Source organism: Anoxybacillus amylolyticus, assembly GCF_001634285.1.
Classification (GTDB): domain Bacteria; phylum Bacillota; class Bacilli; order Bacillales; family Anoxybacillaceae; genus Anoxybacteroides; species Anoxybacteroides amylolyticum.
Genome location: NZ_CP015438.1, coordinates 526,172 through 542,742, shown reverse-complemented (window position 1 = coordinate 542,742; position 16,571 = coordinate 526,172). Strand labels below are relative to the sequence as shown.

Here is a 16,571-nt window from a genome sequence, read left to right as displayed (position 1 = left end):
AAGCGCCGCTCGGTTGCGCTTCTTTTTGCGTGATGAAAAACAATCATTATTCAAACAATGCTTTTATCGCTGCTTTTAATTGAGCATCGTTTTGGTCGTCGCGGACAGCTTGCAATACTTTTGTTTCGAGCAGTTTGGCAGTTTGGTTGTCGATTTTTCCGGTAACCGGCAATTTATTTGCTTGTTGGAACGATTTCACCGCTCGTTCCGTTTGTTTGCTAAAATAACCGTCTTCCCTTCCTGGGTCAAATCCAAGCCCTTTTAACATTTGCTGCGCGCTTTTAATTTGTTCGTTGTTCATGTCATATGCAAGTGGTTTTTCGATATGAATCGGCGTCGCATGGAAATAATCTGGTTGTTGGACCGTAATATCTGGTTTGATTCCTTTTTTATGAATCCAATGTCCATCCGGAGTCAGCCATTTATAGAGCGTCAGTTTAATGTTGCTGCCATCGCCCATCGGGATGGCTTGTTGTACCGTTCCTTTCCCGAACGACGTTTCCCCGACTAATTTGTAGCCGCCCGCTTCTTTCATCGCACCGGCTAAAATTTCAGAAGCCGACGCACTGCCTTTATCAATGAGCACGACGATCGGGTACGGCTTTTTCGCTGGTAAGTCGGAGTAAAATTGTTGCTTATTCCCGTTTCGTTCTTCAATTTGGACGTACGGTTTATCTTTTGGAATGAACTGTTTTAAAATTTCTTCGACGCTTTGCAAATAGCCGCCAGGATTGCCGCGAACATCAAGAATGAGCCCCGCAATTTTTTCTTTTTCTAATTTCGCCAATTTCTTTTGAAAATCTTGCGCTGTATTTTCCGAGAACGACGTAATTTCTAAATAGCCAATTTTTTTGCCATTGTACGTTTTCACTGAATCGTACACCGTTTCAATCGGAATTTCATCACGGACGACGCTCACTTTAATAATGTCTTTCACTCCAGGGCGCAAAATGTCTAAATGAACAGTCGTTCCTTTTTTCCCGCGAATTTTTAAGACTGCTTCGTACAAATCAAGCCCTTCTAAGCTTTTCCCGTCCACTTTTAAAATTTGGTCGTTCGGCTTTAGCCCTGCCTTTTCCGCCGGAGAGTTTTTAAACGGGGCAACGATCGTCACCTTTCCGTCGACCATGCTCACTTCCGCACCGATTCCTTCAAAGGAAGAGTTAAGCGAGTCGTTAAATTGATGCGCCGTTTCTTCATCCATGTAGACAGAATACGGGTCGTCGAGCGTCTGAATCATCCCTTGGATGGCGCCTTCTACTAGTTTTTTGTCATCTACTTTTTGCACATACCGACTTTTAATGAGTTCATATGCTTTCTGAACTTTTTTTAATTCTTCCTCCTCGCTTTTCGTCATCGATTTCGTTGTTTGCTCCGATGGAAAAATCAACGCATTGTCCGTCTTCCGTTCAGCAAATTGCATGCCAGCATACGTTCCGCCTGCCCCGATTACCATCGATAATGCCATTAATAGTGCTACCGTTTGCTTCTTCATCGTTTCTCCTCCCTACACCATGCAAGGAAAGGCACCACACCACCGTGCGATGCCCTTTATCGTCATTATATGTTTGGCTTGTACAAAATATGATACACGCACTACCAGTTTACACCGTTCGCTCGATTTTCTCAACTCGTATAGCTGACTTCTTGCATCAATTACTGTCCTGCTCAAACAATTTTATTAAGAAGGACTTCATATCTGCCATTATCACTTCCATCACTATCACCATAGAAAGAACTCTTTGCTGAAAAATGCTGAGATGAGTGAATGGATGCTCATCCCAGAGCAGTGAAAAGTTTTTTAAACATTTTTTTCATGGGCTTTTCATTTAGATTTCATTAGGTTTCTAGATAAATCTCATCAAAACATATTAGCATATTCACGTAAAGTCCCTGTCTTTTAACAACAGTCATCAAATGATGAATCAAAACAAATCATGAAAAGGAGATGAATTCATTGACAACAAACCGATCCATTTCTCATAACATGACGGACAATACGCGACAAGATTATCAGATATGGAGCAAGGTTCCAAAAATCACGCTCTTCTTCTGGATTATTAAAATCTTGACAACTACCGTGGGAGAAACAGCCGCGGATTTCCTAAATGGGAACTTGAACCTAGGCTTGACTAACACGACCTTTGTCATGAGTAGTCTCTTACTTATCACTCTGTTCTTCCAGTTCAGGTCCAGAAAGTACGTTCCAAGAATCTACTGGCTTGCGGTTGTCCTGATCAGCATTGTCGGTACGCTCATCTCCGACAATCTTGTGGACAACCTTGGCGTCACTCTTGAAACTACTACCATCGTCTTCACCGTCGCACTGCTTTTGACTTTTGCGGCTTGGTACGTAAGTGAAAAAACACTATCTATTCACTCTATTTACACGGTCAGGCGAGAAGCATTTTACTGGTTGGCCATCTTGTTTACCTTTGCCCTAGGTACTGCAGCCGGTGATCTCACAGCAGAGGGTCTCCACTTAGGTTACTGGGAGGCAGCGCTTATGTTCGCCGCATTGATCGGTGTAATCACCATCGCTTACTATTTCTTTAAAATGAATGCAGTGCTTGCCTTCTGGAGCGCCTATATCTTGACCCGCCCTCTAGGTGCCTCTCTTGGCGACTACTTGTCACAGCCGCGACATGAAGGTGGCCTTGGTCTAGGTACGATAGGAACCAGTGCGATCTTCCTCATAACTATTTTGAGCTTGGTCCTCTATCTGACCAAGACAAGAAGGGACGAAATCCCGCTCCGAAGCTCAACTAAAGAGTAAAGCAGAGCCCGTTAGTTTCAAGCGGGCTTACTATATAAATGCACATTGAAGTGTTAACATTTTTCGACTGTCGGGCTGCTCGTTGTTCGGTTCTCTGTCACGCGAACACGTGACGCAGTCAAGCCCGTTTGCTTGCCGACTAAGGCAGAAAAGCGAGGAATCGAGCGCTGTTAATTGGATAATTAACACACCTGTACGAAGGAAATAGCGTGGAAATTCTTTGCTACAACTTATTATAGATGGTATATTGTTGGCATATTCGCTTGTAACATTTGTGCTAGTTGAGCGCTAGCACTCAACTAGCACCACGGATTGTTTTTAATAAAATTGATAACCTAATCCTTGAAAAAAAAAATACACAACTTGTCGTCATAGCGATCTAGACAAATTGTGTATTTTTATACTATTCATTTAATTTTTATTCTTTTTGTATCTCTACAACATTTAAAAATTAATATAGCTTAACGGATTGACCGCGTTCGATTTTGCAGCATTCCACGGGCCACGATGCAATTCAAAATGAAGGTGCGACCCTTCTGATTGACCTGTATTGCCCATGTAACCGATGATCTGTCCTTTGCTTACCGTCTGCCCTTCGCTGACAAGCCGCGATTCTAAGTGGGCATAGACAGTTGTATATACTTGCCCATCAATCACATGCGTAATAAATACGACGTTTCCATAACTACGAGAATAGTAGGAACGGAACACGACACCATCGGCTGCTGCGACGACTGGAACTTCTGGCGCGCGCTTGCCAATATCCACCCCATAATGGAACTCCCCGCCACGCGGACCAAATCCTGAGGTAATCGGACCATTGGCTGGACGCATGAACACACCGTCAGTTACCGGAGGGACGTTTCCACCGCTATTCGAATGATTAGACGATGATGGTGATTGTTGGGCTGCTTGTTCTTGCTGCTTTTTAATTAATAGTTGCTGAAGTTGTGAACGAATAGCCGCTTCTTGTTTTTCCAACAACTCTTGCTCTTCCGCTAACGATAATTTTTCTTCGTTAATGCTTTGCTCCTGCTGTTTTAATTGCGCCATAAGCTGCTCTTTTTCGTTCATTTGCTGATTTAACGTTTGTTTTAATTGCTCTAACTCTTGCAAATCATTTTGCAGCGTCGTCAATTTCGACGTTAATTCATTTTCCTTCTTCGCTTTCAACGCTTTATCTTCTTCTTGCTCCTGAATAATTTGCTTGTCCGCTTCAAAAATCGTCGTCACCGCGCTAATCCGGTCGATAAAGTCGCCAAAGCTTTGCGAACCAAGCAATACGTCTAAATAGCTAATGAGCCCACCACTTAACTGTAACGAACGTACCCGCTCTTTCAGTAGCTCATTCCGTTTCTCAATGCGTGCCTCTACTTCCGCAATTTGGTGTTTCAACGCTTCAATATCTTTCTTTGTGTCATTAATCGTTTGGGAAACGTTGCGGATTTTTGCACTCGTTTCTGATACTTCCATGTCCAATTTTTCCATTTCCGTTGCCAGCTGCGCTTGCTGCGTCTTTATCTGTTCGATTTGTTGATCTGCTTTCTTTATTTCACTTTGGATGGAAGACTGTTTCGACTGGATGTTATTAATCGCGCTTCGTTTTTGCTGAATTTCTCGATTGCTCACCGCATTTGCCGGGTAAGAAAAGCTCGTCATCCCAAGTACGGCCGCTACCGCTAGTGACATTACTCTTTGCTTCACAACTTTGTTCCCCTTTCTCTATTAAACTTTTAAAAATTTCCGGACGGACATCATACTTCCCCAAACACCAATGCATGCCCCTAACGCCAATAAAATGGCGCTAACTTGCCACATAAACGGGTCAACAGGAAGCAACTGCAAAAACGGAACGGTTACCTTCGGCTTTAAAAATGCATAAAGGTTATAGTACACGAATGAAATGAACGCAATCGGTACGACGGCTCCAATCACCCCAAGCCACAATCCTTCTAAGAAAAACGGCCAGCGAATAAATCCGTTCGTCGCACCTACTAATCTCATAATCTCAATTTCACGCCGGCGCGCAAAAATCGTAATTTTAATTGTGTTCGAGATTAAAAACATCGCCGTGAACAAAAGACCGACAATTAAGCCAATCCCAACATTTCGCGCAACTTTTAATGTACTAAATAGCTTCTCCACTTGCCCTTGGCCGTACTTCACTTTATGAGCAAAAGGAAACGCTTCTATTTTTTTGGCGATTTTTGCTATGTCTTCTGGTTTCGCTGCTTTAACGACGTATACGTCGCTTAACGGGTTGTCTTGTTCAAAAAGGCGGAACGACGCTCCTTCTTCTCCAAAACTTTTAATTAGGTTTTGCAGCTCTTGCTCTTTGGACGAATATTGCACATCTTTGACTCCTGGAACTGCCTCAATTTGCGCTTTTAACGCTTGCTTATCTTTTTCGCTTGCCGTCACGTCAATATATACGCGAATTTCGACATCGCTTTCGATTTTGTTCGCAAAATGGTTCATGTTCATCATAATGACAAGAAACACGCCGACAAGCAACAGCGTCACTGTCACTGCACTAATGGACGCAAACGTCATCCAGCCATTTCTCCCGAGACTTTTTACACTTTCGCGCATATGGCGGCGGAGGGTATTAATTCTCATAGCCGTATTCCCCCCTTGCCTCATCACGGACAATTTTTCCACTTTCAATCGCAATGACGCGCTTTTTTATCGTATTGACAATTTCACGGTTATGGGTTGCCATCACAATCGTCGTGCCTCGGTCATTAATCGTTTCAAACAGCTCCATAATGCCCCATGAGTTTTCGGGGTCTAAGTTTCCTGTCGGCTCGTCCGCAATGACGATTTTGGGCGAGTTGACAATCGAACGAGCGATAGATACGCGCTGTTGCTCCCCGCCCGAAAGCTCGTTCGGATAAAAGCGGGCTTTATGTTTTAATCCAACTAAATCTAATACTTCCATCACTTTCTTTTTAATCACTTTTGGGGATTCTTCAATTACTTCCAAAGCAAACGCTACATTTTCATATACCGTTAGCTTGGGAAGTAATTTAAAATCTTGGAATACAACACCAATATGACGGCGTAAAAGCGGCACCCGGCTATCCTTCATTTTCGCCAAGTTCACCCCATTAATCATAATCGAGCCACTCGTTGGCTTTTCTTCGCGGTACATCATTTTAATAAACGTCGATTTCCCTGCACCGCTCGGACCCACGACGTAGACAAATTCGCCTTGTTTAATGCGGACGCTAATGCCATTTAAGGCTATCACGCCGTTTGGGTATGTTTTATATACATCTTTCATTTCGATCATTATTCATCACCTTATTTTGTAAAATCGTCATTGAAACAATCATTCGATCATTCTCGCGCTATTTATACAAAATTCCACAAGACATATTATAACACGGTTCGATACATTTTTTGTTTACAGTTATATTTCAAAATAAAAACAATCCAGTACCAAATGGCACTGGATTGCTTGTCGCTTATTTTTTGGAAGCTAACCATTCCGCGACTTTGTCGACATCATCGCCTTGAATGACGCCAGCTGGCATGCCGCCGCGTCCTTTTTCAATAATTTGTTTAATTTCGTCTTTGGAGTATTTGCTGCCGACTTTTTGAAGATTCGGTCCTACTTTTCCTTCTAAGTTTTGGCCGTGGCAGCTAGCACAGTTTTGCTGGAAAATTTGCTCTGCTGCAGAAGCAGTCGAGCCGCTGTTATCTTTATTATCGCTTGCACTATTCCCCCCGCCACAAGCAGCTAGTACAAGTGATGCGCCTACGAATAGGCCGATGAGTTTTCCTTTCATGAACGGACTCCCCCCTATAGAAAATTGCATACGCTTCTATTATACCCGATTTTTGCATTTTTTACGCACGTTTAAATCCTTCGCCAAGCACCTCAGCGGCGTCCATAACGACGACAAACGCTGATGGATCAATGCTTTTCACCAATTGTTTCAATTTTGTGAACTCCGTTTGCTCGACGACGCACATCAGCACAGGGCGTTCATGTTCGGTATAACCGCCAAATCCTGACAATTTCGTTACCCCGCGGTTAATTTTATGTAAAATCGCTTCGCGCACTTCTTCTTCTTTGTTCGTAATAATCATCGCCATTTTCGAATAACCGAAACCGACTTGAACGAAGTCGATCGTTTTGCTTGTGACAAATAAGCCAATAAGTGCATATAATGCTCGTTCAATATCAAACACAATCGCTGCTGTTAAGACAATGAGCCCATCAATTAAAATGACGCACGTGCCTAACGACAATCCCGTATATTTATGAATAATTTGCGCTGCTAAGTCCGTTCCGCCGGTCGATGCTTTACCGCGAAAAACAATCCCGAGTCCGATACCGACACCTATGCCGCCAAATAGTGAACCAAGCAGCGGGTCATGCGTCGCTGGTTCGATATCTTTTGTTAAATAGACGACAAACGGCAAAAAAATCGTGCCGACAAGCGTTTTCGCCCCAAACTGCCGGCCGAGCAATACGACCCCCGCGATGAAGAGCGGAATGTTAAACGCCCACTGCACATACGCCGGCTGCCAGCCAAGTGTCGCATGCAAAATCGTACTAAGTCCGCTCACCCCGCCGGAAGCGACGCGGTTTGGCAGTAAAAAGACGTTAAACGCCACCGCGACAATCGCAGAACCCATGAGTATGTAGGCATATTCGATGATTGTTTCCATCGTTGGAGGCAACGTTTTTCCTCTTTTTTTTCCCATGCTTTTCCCACCTTTCCTTTGTGAGTATAGCATGCCCGTTTTGGCAAGTAAATGCCATCTAATTAATGCAATAATGTGTTACTAGAATAAAGAGAAGAAGTTTGACTTACAAACTACAACCGGAGAAAACCCGTGCGGGGTGTAGCCCGTCTTTAGACATGGGAGGAACCAATTGCTTTGACCGGCAGAGAATATACAGGCACACTATCATTTTTCTTAACAAAAAAGGCGATCCCAATGGATCACCCTTGTTTTAGTTTCGAACGTAAATACGCATCGATAAAAACGTCAATTTCGCCGTCCATGACCGCTTGAACGTTGCCGACTTCGGTGTTCGTGCGATGGTCTTTGACAAGCGAATACGGATGGAATACGTACGAGCGAATTTGACTGCCCCAGCCGATTTCTTTTTGCTCGCCGCGAATCTCGGCAAGCTCGGCTTGCTGCTCTTCCATTTTCTTTTGATAGAGCTTCGCTTTCAACATATTCATCGCTTTTTCGCGGTTTTTAATTTGCGACCGCTCCGATTGGCACGTCACGACAATACCGGTCGGAAGATGGGTAATGCGAACAGCCGAATCGGTCGTATTGACGTGCTGACCGCCAGCTCCACTTGAACGGTACGTATCAACTTTGATTTCGTCCGGACGAATTTCCACTTCAATATCATCATCAAACTCTGGCATCACTTCGCACGACACAAACGACGTATGGCGGCGTCCTGAGGCATCAAACGGCGAAATGCGCACAAGCCGATGTACTCCTTTTTCCGCTTTTAAATAGCCGTAAGCGTTATACCCTTTAATTAAAAGCGTCACGCTTTTAATACCCGCCTCTTCGCCTGGTAAATAGTCGAGCGTTTCGACTTTAAAGCCTTTTTTCTCCGCCCATCTCGTATACATGCGCAAAAGCATTGAGCCCCAGTCTTGCGATTCCGTACCGCCTGCCCCTGGATGCAGTTCTAAAATTGCGTTGTTTTTATCGTACGGCTCGTTTAATAATAGTTGAAGTTCAAATTCGCTAAAATCTTTCGCGAGCTTTTTCGCCTCTGCCACAAGCTCTTGCTGCAAGTCCTCATCCGGCTCTTCTTTAACAAGTTCATACGTCACTTCTAAGTTGTCAAACCGCTCCTCTAGCGCGCGAAACTCGCCGACTAACTCTTTCAGCGCATTTGCCTCGCTAATGACCGCTTGTGCTGCTTTTTGGTCATCCCAAAAGTTTGGCGCGGCCATTTGTTCTTCTAGCGCTTGAATGCGCGCTTCTTTTGCATCGAGGTCAAAGAGACCCCCTAATATCCGCTAATCGCTTAGCCATTTTTTCTAACTCTTGCTTCACTTCTACTAAATCAAACATGACGTTCACCTCAAGCATTATTGTATTCAAACGTTCCAACGAACGCAACATAACGAAAGCGAGGGAAATTCCCTCACTTATCGTCCACAACAGTTTTTATACTTTTTGCCGCTGCCGCAAATGCACGGGTCGTTTCGTCCGATATCCATCGCTTTGCGCACCGGCTTTTTCTTCACTTCTCCTTCATCGTCTTTCGGATGGACGGCTTCGCCTTTGGCGACTTCTTGCCGCTCAAGGTTGCTATGAATTTCTGCTTTCATAATGTATTTTGCGACTTCCTCTTCGATCGAGGCAATCATCGCTTCAAACATCGCGTATCCTTCCATTTGGTACTCACGGAGCGGGTCAACTTGACCATACGCCCGCAAGTGAATCCCTTGGCGCAGTTGTTCCATCGCATCAATATGATCCATCCATTTCATATCGACGGCGCGAAGGACGATGACGCGCTCAAACTCGCGCATTTGCTCTGGTGCGATTTGCGCTTCTTTTTCGTCATAGCGCATTTTTACTTTTTGCCAAATAAGTTCGATCATTTCTTCCGGCTCTTTGCCGCGCAAGTCATTGATTGTAACATCGCCTTCTGGTAAAAGGTTCGCGTTGACATAGTCGATAATGCCTTTTAAATCCCAATCTTCCGGCATTTCTTCACTCGGCGTATGCGCGTTCACGATCCGTTCAATGACGGATTGAATCATTTTTTCGACGATGCCGCGCAAGTTTTCCGAATCGAGCACTTCAAAGCGTTGACGGTAAATAATTTCGCGCTGCTCACGCAACACATCGTCGTACTGCAACAACTGCTTGCGCGCATCGAAGTTGTTGCCTTCGACCCGTTTTTGTGCTGATTCGACCGCTTTTGTCACCATTTTACTTTGAATCGGCTGCGAGTCGTCCATGCCTAACCGATCCATCATCGCCATTAAGTTTTCTGAACCGAAGCGGCGCATCAATTCATCTTCAAGCGACAAGTAAAATTGCGATACCCCCGGGTCGCCTTGGCGCCCAGAACGCCCACGCAATTGGTTGTCAATCCGGCGGCTTTCGTGCCGCTCCGTACCGATAACGGCCAATCCACCAAGTTCTTTCACGCCTTCACCAAGCTTAATATCCGTTCCGCGTCCGGCCATGTTCGTTGCGATCGTCACCGCGCCTTTTTGGCCCGCCTGTGCGATAATCTCCGCTTCTTTCGCATGGTTTTTCGCGTTTAATACGTTATGCGGAATGCCGCGTTTTTTCAACATATTGGAAATTAATTCCGACGTTTCAATCGCCACCGTCCCGACGAGCACCGGCTGCCCTTTCGCGTGGCGCTCCGCAATATCGTCGACGACGGCGCGGAACTTTCCTTCCATCGTTTTATAAATTAAGTCTGGACGGTCTTCACGAATAACCGGCCGGTTTGTCGGAATGACGACGACTTGCATGTTGTAAATGTTGCGAAACTCTTCCTCTTCCGTTTTCGCCGTACCGGTCATTCCCGCTAGTTTTTCGTACATGCGGAAGTAGTTTTGGAACGTAATCGTCGCGAGCGTCATCGACTCGTTTTGAATTTCGAGTCCTTCTTTCGCTTCAATCGCTTGATGCAAGCCGTCACTGTAGCGGCGGCCACGCATCAAACGACCAGTAAATGGGTCAACAATCACGACTTTTCCGTCTTCAACGACGTAATCAACATCGCGGTGCATCGTCACATGTGCTTTTAACGCTTGGTTAATGTGATGGTTCAACGTCACATGTTTCAAGTCAAACAAGTTGTCAATGCCAAACGCCCGCTCTGCTTTCGTAATGCCTTCTTCCGTCAGCTGGACGCTTTTTGTTTTTTCGTCGTACGTATAGTCGACGTCTTTTTTCAACGTGCGGACGAACGCATTCGCTTGAATATACAATTTCGTCGATTTTTGCGCCGTTCCGGAGATAATAAGCGGCGTGCGTGCTTCGTCAATTAAAATCGAGTCAACTTCGTCGATGACGGCAAAATGAAGCGGACGCTGCACCATATGCTCTTTATAAAGCACCATGTTGTCACGCAAATAGTCAAAACCGAATTCGTTGTTCGTTCCGTACGTAATATCGGCATTATACGCCGCTTGTTTTTCTTCCTGTGACATGCCCGTTAAATTTAAGCCAACGGTTAACCCTAAAAATTCGTACAACCGCCCCATTTCCGTTGCGTCGCGGCTCGCGAGGTATTCGTTCACGGTAACGACGTGCACACCTTTACCGGTAAGTGCATTTAAATAGACCGGCATCGTTGCCGTTAACGTTTTTCCTTCCCCTGTTTTCATTTCGGCAATATTGCCTTCATGGAGGACGACCCCGCCCATAATTTGCACTTTGTATGGATATAAGCCAAGGACGCGCTTCGCTCCTTCGCGCACGACGGCAAACGCTTCAACTAATAAATCATCAAGCGACTCGCCCTGTTGATAGCGCGCTTTAAATTCTTCCGTTTTTTGGCGCAACTGTTCATCAGAAAGGTTTGCCATTTCCGGACCGAGCGCATCGACTTGCTCTGCAATTTTTTCTAATCGATGAATTTGGCGTTTGTTTGGGTCAAACACCTTTTTTAATACTCCAAGCATACTGAACGCCCCTTAATTATAGAATCACTAATTTACATCATATCATTTACAGGAATAGGTGACAACTAAGACGCGGAAAGGAGTGGGGATAAAGTGGAAAAAAGAAAAGCCAGCGTTCTCGCTGGATTGGTTACACTTGCGATTGCAATTGTTCGATCGTTGCTTCTACTCGCAACAGGCGTTTGTTAAGAGCATAGATTTCAAATCCTTTTTCATCGATCTTTCTATAAATGCTTTGCAATAACGCATGTACGTCATCTGCTAATTGAACTTCTAGTCGTTGAACGGTTTCTTTTACCTCACCTAATTGGGTTTCTACTTGTTCAAGACGTGTCTTGACATCACGCATTTCTTTCTCAAGATGGCTGATGCGCTTGTTTGTTTCTTTCATCTCATTTTCAAGCGCAACTAATCGAGTTTCCATGTTAGCGAACCGTTCATCGATCTGAGCAAACCTCTCATCGATCTGCGCAAACCTCTCATCGATCTGCGCAAACCTCTCATCGATCTGCTCGAATCGCTTGTCAATCTGGGCAAATCGGTCGCGCACTTCTTCTTGAAAAGACAAAAAACCACTTTCAATATTGGTCACTTTCGCTAAAATTTCGCGCAAAATGGCCTCCATCCTCCCTCACCTCCTTCCAATAGTAGTATAGCACCCTCTGTCGAAAAGCGACAGAGGGTGTGTGCGTTAGTTCGTTTCAATTAAGCCGTACCGACCGTCTTTCCGGCGGTAGACGATGTTTGTCCGGTTTGTTTCGGCGTTGGTAAAGACGAAGAAGTTATGACCGAGCATATTCATTTGCAAAATCGCTTCTTCGCTGTCCATCGGTTTTAAGCTGAATCGCTTCGTCCGGACGAGTTCGAATTCTTCTTCTTCCGTTTCGACTGCCGTTGCCGGCGCATCATTTGGCGCAAACACATGCTTCGTATCTTTATCCCGCCATTTTCGGTTCACTTTTGTTTTATGTTTGCGAATTTGGCGTTCTAATTTATCGGCTACTAAATCGATTGCCGCATACATATCATCGTGGCGTTCTTCGGCGCGCAACACTAATTGTGGCATCGGAATCGTCACTTCAATTTTTGCTTGTTTATCATTATATACTTTTAAATTAACGTGTACAGTTACTCCTTCCGTAGATTCAAAATAACGCTCTAATTTGCCGATTTTTTTTTCGACATACTCCCGCAATGCTTGGGTCACCTCAATGTTTTCACCGCGAATGTTGTACTTCATACGCTGTATGCCTCCTTTAATCAAAGGTTATATATATAATTCTACAATACCCTACAAAATCCTTCTTCAAACGTCGAATGTTTTTTTGAAAATTTTGTGAAACACACGCAATTATGTGGTAATATCTACTTAGGTAATTGTTTGAATATGCTAGTTCTATTTTACTATATACGGAGTGTTTATCGATGCGCAAAGTGCACATCTCAGAAGTAAAAAATGGCGATATGTTGGCTGTCGATATTTATAGCGCTAATGGCGCTATTTTATTGTCAAAAGGAGTAAAATTAACCGACCTTTACATTCGGGCGCTGCGGCAAAAAGGCGTGCAATATTTGTATATTGATGATGTATATACGTTCGATATTACCGCATGGCCGATGCTAAACTCTACGATTCGGAAACAGGCAGTTAAGAAAGTATATGAAACGATGACGTCACTCATTAATGAAAAATCGTTCATGAAACGTGTGTCGTCGTTTGATTTAGAAGGCCGGTGAATTAATGGGGCATAGACTTCCCTCATGTCGAATTTTGGAGACCATTCTCCCCGCCATTTGGCGCCAAAGGACGGGAGGACGAGCAGGACTTCCTGCTCCAAATTCCGTTTTTGCGCACGCCAAAGAGCCGGTCCCCCCTCGTTTTTTTCGAAACCGGCACAATCGCTTCAGATTTTGCACGACGGCGGTCAACAGCGCCTGTTCTTCCATGGCGTCCAGGCCCCGGCTTCGGGCCCGGTCCAGCCCATGACATTCCTTCCCTTCGGCGAACACATGCTCACAACGCGTGCGAAGGGCTTGAATAGATCGATAACCGCCCTGTTGCTGAATGAGCCTCGCTTGGTTGCGAATCTGAACTTCTCGGACTTTCGCCTGGCGTTGTGCTTCCTGAGCGGGATCCTTCGCCCGGCGCTTCCAGGTTGGAATCTCCTCCATCTCCTTGCGGCGCAGCGACACGAGCGGCGTAATGCCTTGGGCGAAGAGCGCTTCCAAATACTCCGTGGTGCCATATGCTTTGTCCGCGGACAAGGTCCGGATCGTGATCGACGGGTGGCGGAATCGAATCGAAGCCAGCTGCTCCAAACTCGTCTCCCGTTCCGCCGTTCCGGTGGCCACGCTCACTTTTCGAGATAAAATGACGCGTGACCGGACATCGATGACATCGTGTACCAAATACCGAGGATACGCTTCCTGCCCTTTGCCTTTCTTGTACAACCGAGCATCCGGATCCGTCACGCTTCGATGGGTTTGATTGGAAAACGTGGTTCCACGGAAGTTTCCTCGTTCTTCGGCATGGGCGCGCTCTCCTGATTGGGGAGACGGAGAAGGCGGATCGTCATCGGGATCCCGGTCAGCCTCCGGGGACTCGGTCTGTTCATCTTCCCGAGCGGTGCGGGCCAGGTAGTCTTCCAACGTCTCCACCGGAGCGAGCTTGATCTCCCGCAAGCTGTGGATCGAAGCATTCGCCCGCACTTGGGTGCCATCAGCCGCCGCATAGACATCCGGAGAGACCAGCCCCGCCGCGATGCACTGGTCCACCACGTAGGTCATCAGCCGATCAAAGATTCCGTGTTGACGCCAGCGTTTCCGTGTTTTCACGAGCGTCGTTCGATCCGGAAGCGTGGGATGATGCGGGTCGGGATGGAGCACGGATTCAAAGTCAAGACCGCAAAACCACAGGTATCCGGCATGCATCGGGAGGATCTCATACAACTCCCGCTCGGAGTGATCAAACAAATACGAGAGCAGCATCAGGCGAAGCAGCCGTTCCGGATCCGCCGCCGGGCGACCCGTTTTTTCCGTGTACAGGGGAGCCACCCAATCGTGAATGACGGAAAAGTCAACCGCTTCGTTGATTTGGCGCAGGATATGATGTGGGGGAACCAGGTCCTCCATGTCGATGACTTGAAACAACCGAGGCTGGGTCGAAGGGTTTTTGGGGGCTTTCATGATCCATTCACGCTCCATTCCAACGATTTTTCCTCCTTTTTCGACATAAGCCCCGTAAACCCCTGCTTTAGAGTGTACTTTTTCACCGGCCTTTTAGGGAAAGCGTATCAACATATTTTTAAGCAAATATTAGAAGACGTATTAAACCGCCAAGAGTTGATGATTCAACTGTCCGATTTAGTGGTTTCTAACGGTTATTTTTTCCACCATGCAGTCAATGTCGCAACAATCGCGGCGGTGATTGGCGTAGCGAAAGGATATCGGACAGAGCAACTGTTTGACCTTGGGATTGGCGCACTATTGTTTGATATCGGCATGACGCAAATTCCGGAAGAACTTTGGCGGAAAAAAGGGTTTTTAACGCCGGAGGAGCGAACGATTCTTCATCAGCACACCGTCCTTGGCTTTAACATGTTAAAAGACCAAGACAACATTTCGCTCGCTTCTGCGTATTGTGCGCTACAACATCATGAACGCTATGACGGGAGTGGCTATCCACGGGGCATAAAAGGAAAAGGAATGCATGAATACGCGAAAATAGTAGCGATTGCCGACGTATTTGATGCACTCATATCGGCGCGCTACCACCGTAAGCAATATTCGCCGCACGAAGCAGCGGAGTATCTATCCGCCGCTGGTAACATTTTATTCGATTATGAATTAATTAAAACATTTCTTTCGCATGTCGCCATCTACCCAGTAGCTACTACCGTCGTTTTAAATACCGGCTACACCGGCGTCGTCGCAAAAGTGTTCCCTGAGTTTCCGCTGCGCCCCATCGTCCGCATCATCCAAGACCCATACGGCGAAGAACTCAAAAGCCCATACGAAATCGACTTGCGGAAAGAAATGAATGTGACGATTGTAAAGGCGATATGAAAGGAGCTCCTGCTAGTGGGGCTCCTTTACTTCTCCAGCATTCCAATCTCTTTCAAATGCCACCAAGCTTTTTGAATATGTTCCTTCTTAAATATTCTACGCTTCCGCTCGTTCCAACTATGCACTTTTTCTACAATTAACTGAATATCATCTTGTATATTCGTATTTTCTTTCACTACCCAATGCACCGTAGAAAGCAACTCTAATCCATACGGTGTTTCAAACCCTTGAATAATATCTCGCACTTTTCGCAAACGACCATAGGCTTCCGAATCTCCTTGCAAATATTGCTCTGCTTTTTGGACAGCGCTCGGCATTAAATATATTTCTGCCTCCCGACTCCGGTCGCCAAAACCGCGAATAAAGTGACCATCTAAACGAATTAATACGTGGTTTAAGTTTTCGGCATATGGACCGTATTTGCTTTTTTCAAATCGTAACTTCAGTGGCTCCCCAACCGCTTGGAGAAAATAGGCTAATTTTTGTACTTCAAGCAGTGACAATTTATACCCTGGAATCGAGTAATCATTCATTAGCATCAATAACAACGCTCTTGCTCTCGTCATCTTTGGGGGATTGGTGCGAATCATTACTTGATCGGGAGCTGGGCTTTCAGCCGGCTCATATAAATATACTTCGATATTCGGCAATGATTCGAAAACCGCTTCAATTTTTCGACGTACTTCTTCCCAATCCAATCCCCCATTTCCACACCCAAGCGGTGGAATAGCGATTGAGCGAATACCAAGTTTTTCAATAACTTTTACTAAATCCGCTAATCCTAATTCAATATCCTCTATCCGTGATTTATTTTTCCAATGGCGTTTCGTTGGAAAATTAATAATATATTTTGGTGGAAAAAAAGAGTCTCTTATAAAAACATGCATTTTCCCCGGCTGTAACTCTCCACGTCGATAAGCTTTTTCATATTCAGAAAACATTTCGGGATAAGCTTGTTTAAATTGCAAAGCAATTCCTTTTCCCATCACACCGACACAATTCACTGTATTCACAAGCGCTTCGGCATCATCTTCCAGTAGATTCCCTTGTTTTAAAATGATCATTTTCATCTC

General features: G+C 45.3%; 15 protein-coding genes. 3 read left to right on the top strand and 12 right to left on the bottom strand.

What is annotated here, in order from left to right:
• Nucleotides 1–46 precede the first annotated feature (46 nt).
• Entirely contained in the window at nt 47–1,495 is a 1,449-nt protein-coding gene (locus GFC30_RS02670; RefSeq protein ID WP_066322786.1) for a S41 family peptidase, read from the bottom strand.
• 492 nt (nt 1,496–1,987) lie between these two features.
• Here GFC30_RS02670 and GFC30_RS02665 point away from each other — a divergent pair, with 492 nt between their 5' ends.
• A complete protein-coding gene (locus tag GFC30_RS02665; RefSeq protein ID WP_066327055.1) occupies nt 1,988–2,776 on the top strand; it encodes a COG4705 family protein in 789 nt (262 codons plus the stop codon).
• 444 nt (nt 2,777–3,220) lie between these two features.
• On the opposite strand, the gene GFC30_RS02660 is transcribed toward GFC30_RS02665, so the two are convergent.
• The 9 genes from GFC30_RS02660 to hpf form a co-directional block, all read right to left on the bottom strand.
• Nucleotides 3,221–4,465 carry a murein hydrolase activator EnvC family protein gene (locus GFC30_RS02660; protein ID WP_066327052.1) on the bottom strand — a complete coding sequence of 415 codons (1,245 nt, stop codon included), beginning with the start codon at nt 4,463–4,465 and terminating at the stop codon, nt 3,221–3,223.
• 36 nt (nt 4,466–4,501) lie between these two features.
• A complete protein-coding gene (ftsX, locus tag GFC30_RS02655; RefSeq protein ID WP_066322785.1) occupies nt 4,502–5,395 on the bottom strand; it encodes a permease-like cell division protein FtsX in 894 nt (297 codons plus the stop codon).
• Nucleotides 5,385–6,071 carry a cell division ATP-binding protein FtsE gene (ftsE, locus tag GFC30_RS02650; protein WP_066322784.1) on the bottom strand — a complete coding sequence of 229 codons (687 nt, stop codon included), beginning with the start codon at nt 6,069–6,071 and terminating at the stop codon, nt 5,385–5,387. Before ftsE ends, ftsX begins: the two co-directional genes overlap by 11 nt.
• Nucleotides 6,072–6,246: 175 nt before the next feature.
• Nucleotides 6,247–6,570: a cytochrome c551 gene (cccB, locus tag GFC30_RS02645; RefSeq protein ID WP_066322783.1), complete on the bottom strand. Its 324-nt coding sequence runs from the start codon at nt 6,568–6,570 to the stop codon at nt 6,247–6,249.
• Nucleotides 6,571–6,631: 61 nt separating this feature from the next.
• Entirely contained in the window at nt 6,632–7,495 is an 864-nt protein-coding gene (locus GFC30_RS02640) for a YitT family protein (protein ID WP_066322782.1), read from the bottom strand.
• 242 nt (nt 7,496–7,737) lie between these two features.
• Nucleotides 7,738–8,848, bottom strand: a protein-coding gene (prfB, locus tag GFC30_RS02635; protein ID WP_148660417.1) for a peptide chain release factor 2 whose coding sequence is annotated in 2 segments (ribosomal slippage) — nt 7,738–8,772 and nt 8,774–8,848 — 1,110 coding nt in all. Because the reading frame shifts where the segments join, the coding sequence is not laid out codon by codon here.
• Between the two features lie 77 nt (nt 8,849–8,925).
• On the bottom strand, nt 8,926–11,433 hold the full coding sequence (gene secA, locus GFC30_RS02630; protein ID WP_066322780.1) for a preprotein translocase subunit SecA: 2,508 nt from the start codon (nt 11,431–11,433) through the stop codon (nt 8,926–8,928).
• 130 nt (nt 11,434–11,563) lie between these two features.
• The gene (locus GFC30_RS02625) at nt 11,564–12,058 is read right to left on the bottom strand and encodes a hypothetical protein (protein WP_066322779.1); all 495 of its coding nucleotides are present in this window, start codon (nt 12,056–12,058) and stop codon (nt 11,564–11,566) included.
• Between the two features lie 66 nt (nt 12,059–12,124).
• Nucleotides 12,125–12,673, bottom strand: coding sequence for a ribosome hibernation-promoting factor, HPF/YfiA family (gene hpf / locus GFC30_RS02620; protein WP_066322778.1), 549 nt, complete (start codon nt 12,671–12,673; stop codon nt 12,125–12,127).
• Nucleotides 12,674–12,858: 185 nt separating this feature from the next.
• Here hpf and GFC30_RS02615 point away from each other — a divergent pair, with 185 nt between their 5' ends.
• Nucleotides 12,859–13,170, top strand: coding sequence for a hypothetical protein (locus GFC30_RS02615; protein ID WP_066322777.1), 312 nt, complete (start codon nt 12,859–12,861; stop codon nt 13,168–13,170).
• Here the strand turns inward: GFC30_RS02615 and GFC30_RS02610 are convergent.
• Nucleotides 13,156–14,637, bottom strand: a complete 1,482-nt coding sequence (locus tag GFC30_RS02610) for a transposase (protein WP_084256163.1) — start codon at nt 14,635–14,637, stop codon at nt 13,156–13,158. The genes GFC30_RS02615 and GFC30_RS02610 overlap by 15 nt on opposite strands.
• A 54-nt stretch (nt 14,638–14,691) precedes the next feature.
• Here GFC30_RS02610 and GFC30_RS02605 point away from each other — a divergent pair, with 54 nt between their 5' ends.
• On the top strand, nt 14,692–15,498 hold the full coding sequence (locus tag GFC30_RS02605; RefSeq protein WP_238583534.1) for an HD-GYP domain-containing protein: 807 nt from the start codon (nt 14,692–14,694) through the stop codon (nt 15,496–15,498).
• Between the two features lie 26 nt (nt 15,499–15,524).
• Here the strand turns inward: GFC30_RS02605 and darG are convergent, their stop codons facing one another.
• Nucleotides 15,525–16,562: a type II toxin-antitoxin system antitoxin DNA ADP-ribosyl glycohydrolase DarG gene (darG, locus tag GFC30_RS02600; RefSeq protein ID WP_066322776.1), complete on the bottom strand. Its 1,038-nt coding sequence runs from the start codon at nt 16,560–16,562 to the stop codon at nt 15,525–15,527.
• Nucleotides 16,563–16,571: the final 9 nt, after the last annotated feature.

Excerpts from the sequence above, each read along its gene's own strand:
- GFC30_RS02670 (WP_066322786.1), bottom strand. The coding sequence starts at position 1,495 with ATGAAGAAGCAAACGGTAGCACTATTAATGGCATTATCGATGGTAATC.
- GFC30_RS02665 (WP_066327055.1), top strand. The coding sequence starts at position 1,988 with ATGACGGACAATACGCGACAAGATTATCAGATATGGAGCAAGGTTCCA.
- GFC30_RS02660 (WP_066327052.1), bottom strand. The coding sequence starts at position 4,465 with ATGTCACTAGCGGTAGCGGCCGTACTTGGGATGACGAGCTTTTCTTAC.
- ftsX (WP_066322785.1), bottom strand. The coding sequence starts at position 5,395 with ATGAGAATTAATACCCTCCGCCGCCATATGCGCGAAAGTGTAAAAAGT.
- ftsE (WP_066322784.1), bottom strand. The coding sequence starts at position 6,071 with ATGATCGAAATGAAAGATGTATATAAAACATACCCAAACGGCGTGATA.
- cccB (WP_066322783.1), bottom strand. The coding sequence starts at position 6,570 with ATGAAAGGAAAACTCATCGGCCTATTCGTAGGCGCATCACTTGTACTA.
- GFC30_RS02640 (WP_066322782.1), bottom strand. The coding sequence starts at position 7,495 with ATGGGAAAAAAAAGAGGAAAAACGTTGCCTCCAACGATGGAAACAATC.
- secA (WP_066322780.1), bottom strand. The coding sequence starts at position 11,433 with ATGCTTGGAGTATTAAAAAAGGTGTTTGACCCAAACAAACGCCAAATT.
- GFC30_RS02625 (WP_066322779.1), bottom strand. The coding sequence starts at position 12,058 with ATGGAGGCCATTTTGCGCGAAATTTTAGCGAAAGTGACCAATATTGAA.
- hpf (WP_066322778.1), bottom strand. The coding sequence starts at position 12,673 with ATGAAGTACAACATTCGCGGTGAAAACATTGAGGTGACCCAAGCATTG.
- GFC30_RS02615 (WP_066322777.1), top strand. The coding sequence starts at position 12,859 with ATGCGCAAAGTGCACATCTCAGAAGTAAAAAATGGCGATATGTTGGCT.
- GFC30_RS02610 (WP_084256163.1), bottom strand. The coding sequence starts at position 14,637 with ATGGAGCGTGAATGGATCATGAAAGCCCCCAAAAACCCTTCGACCCAG.
- darG (WP_066322776.1), bottom strand. The coding sequence starts at position 16,562 with ATGATCATTTTAAAACAAGGGAATCTACTGGAAGATGATGCCGAAGCG.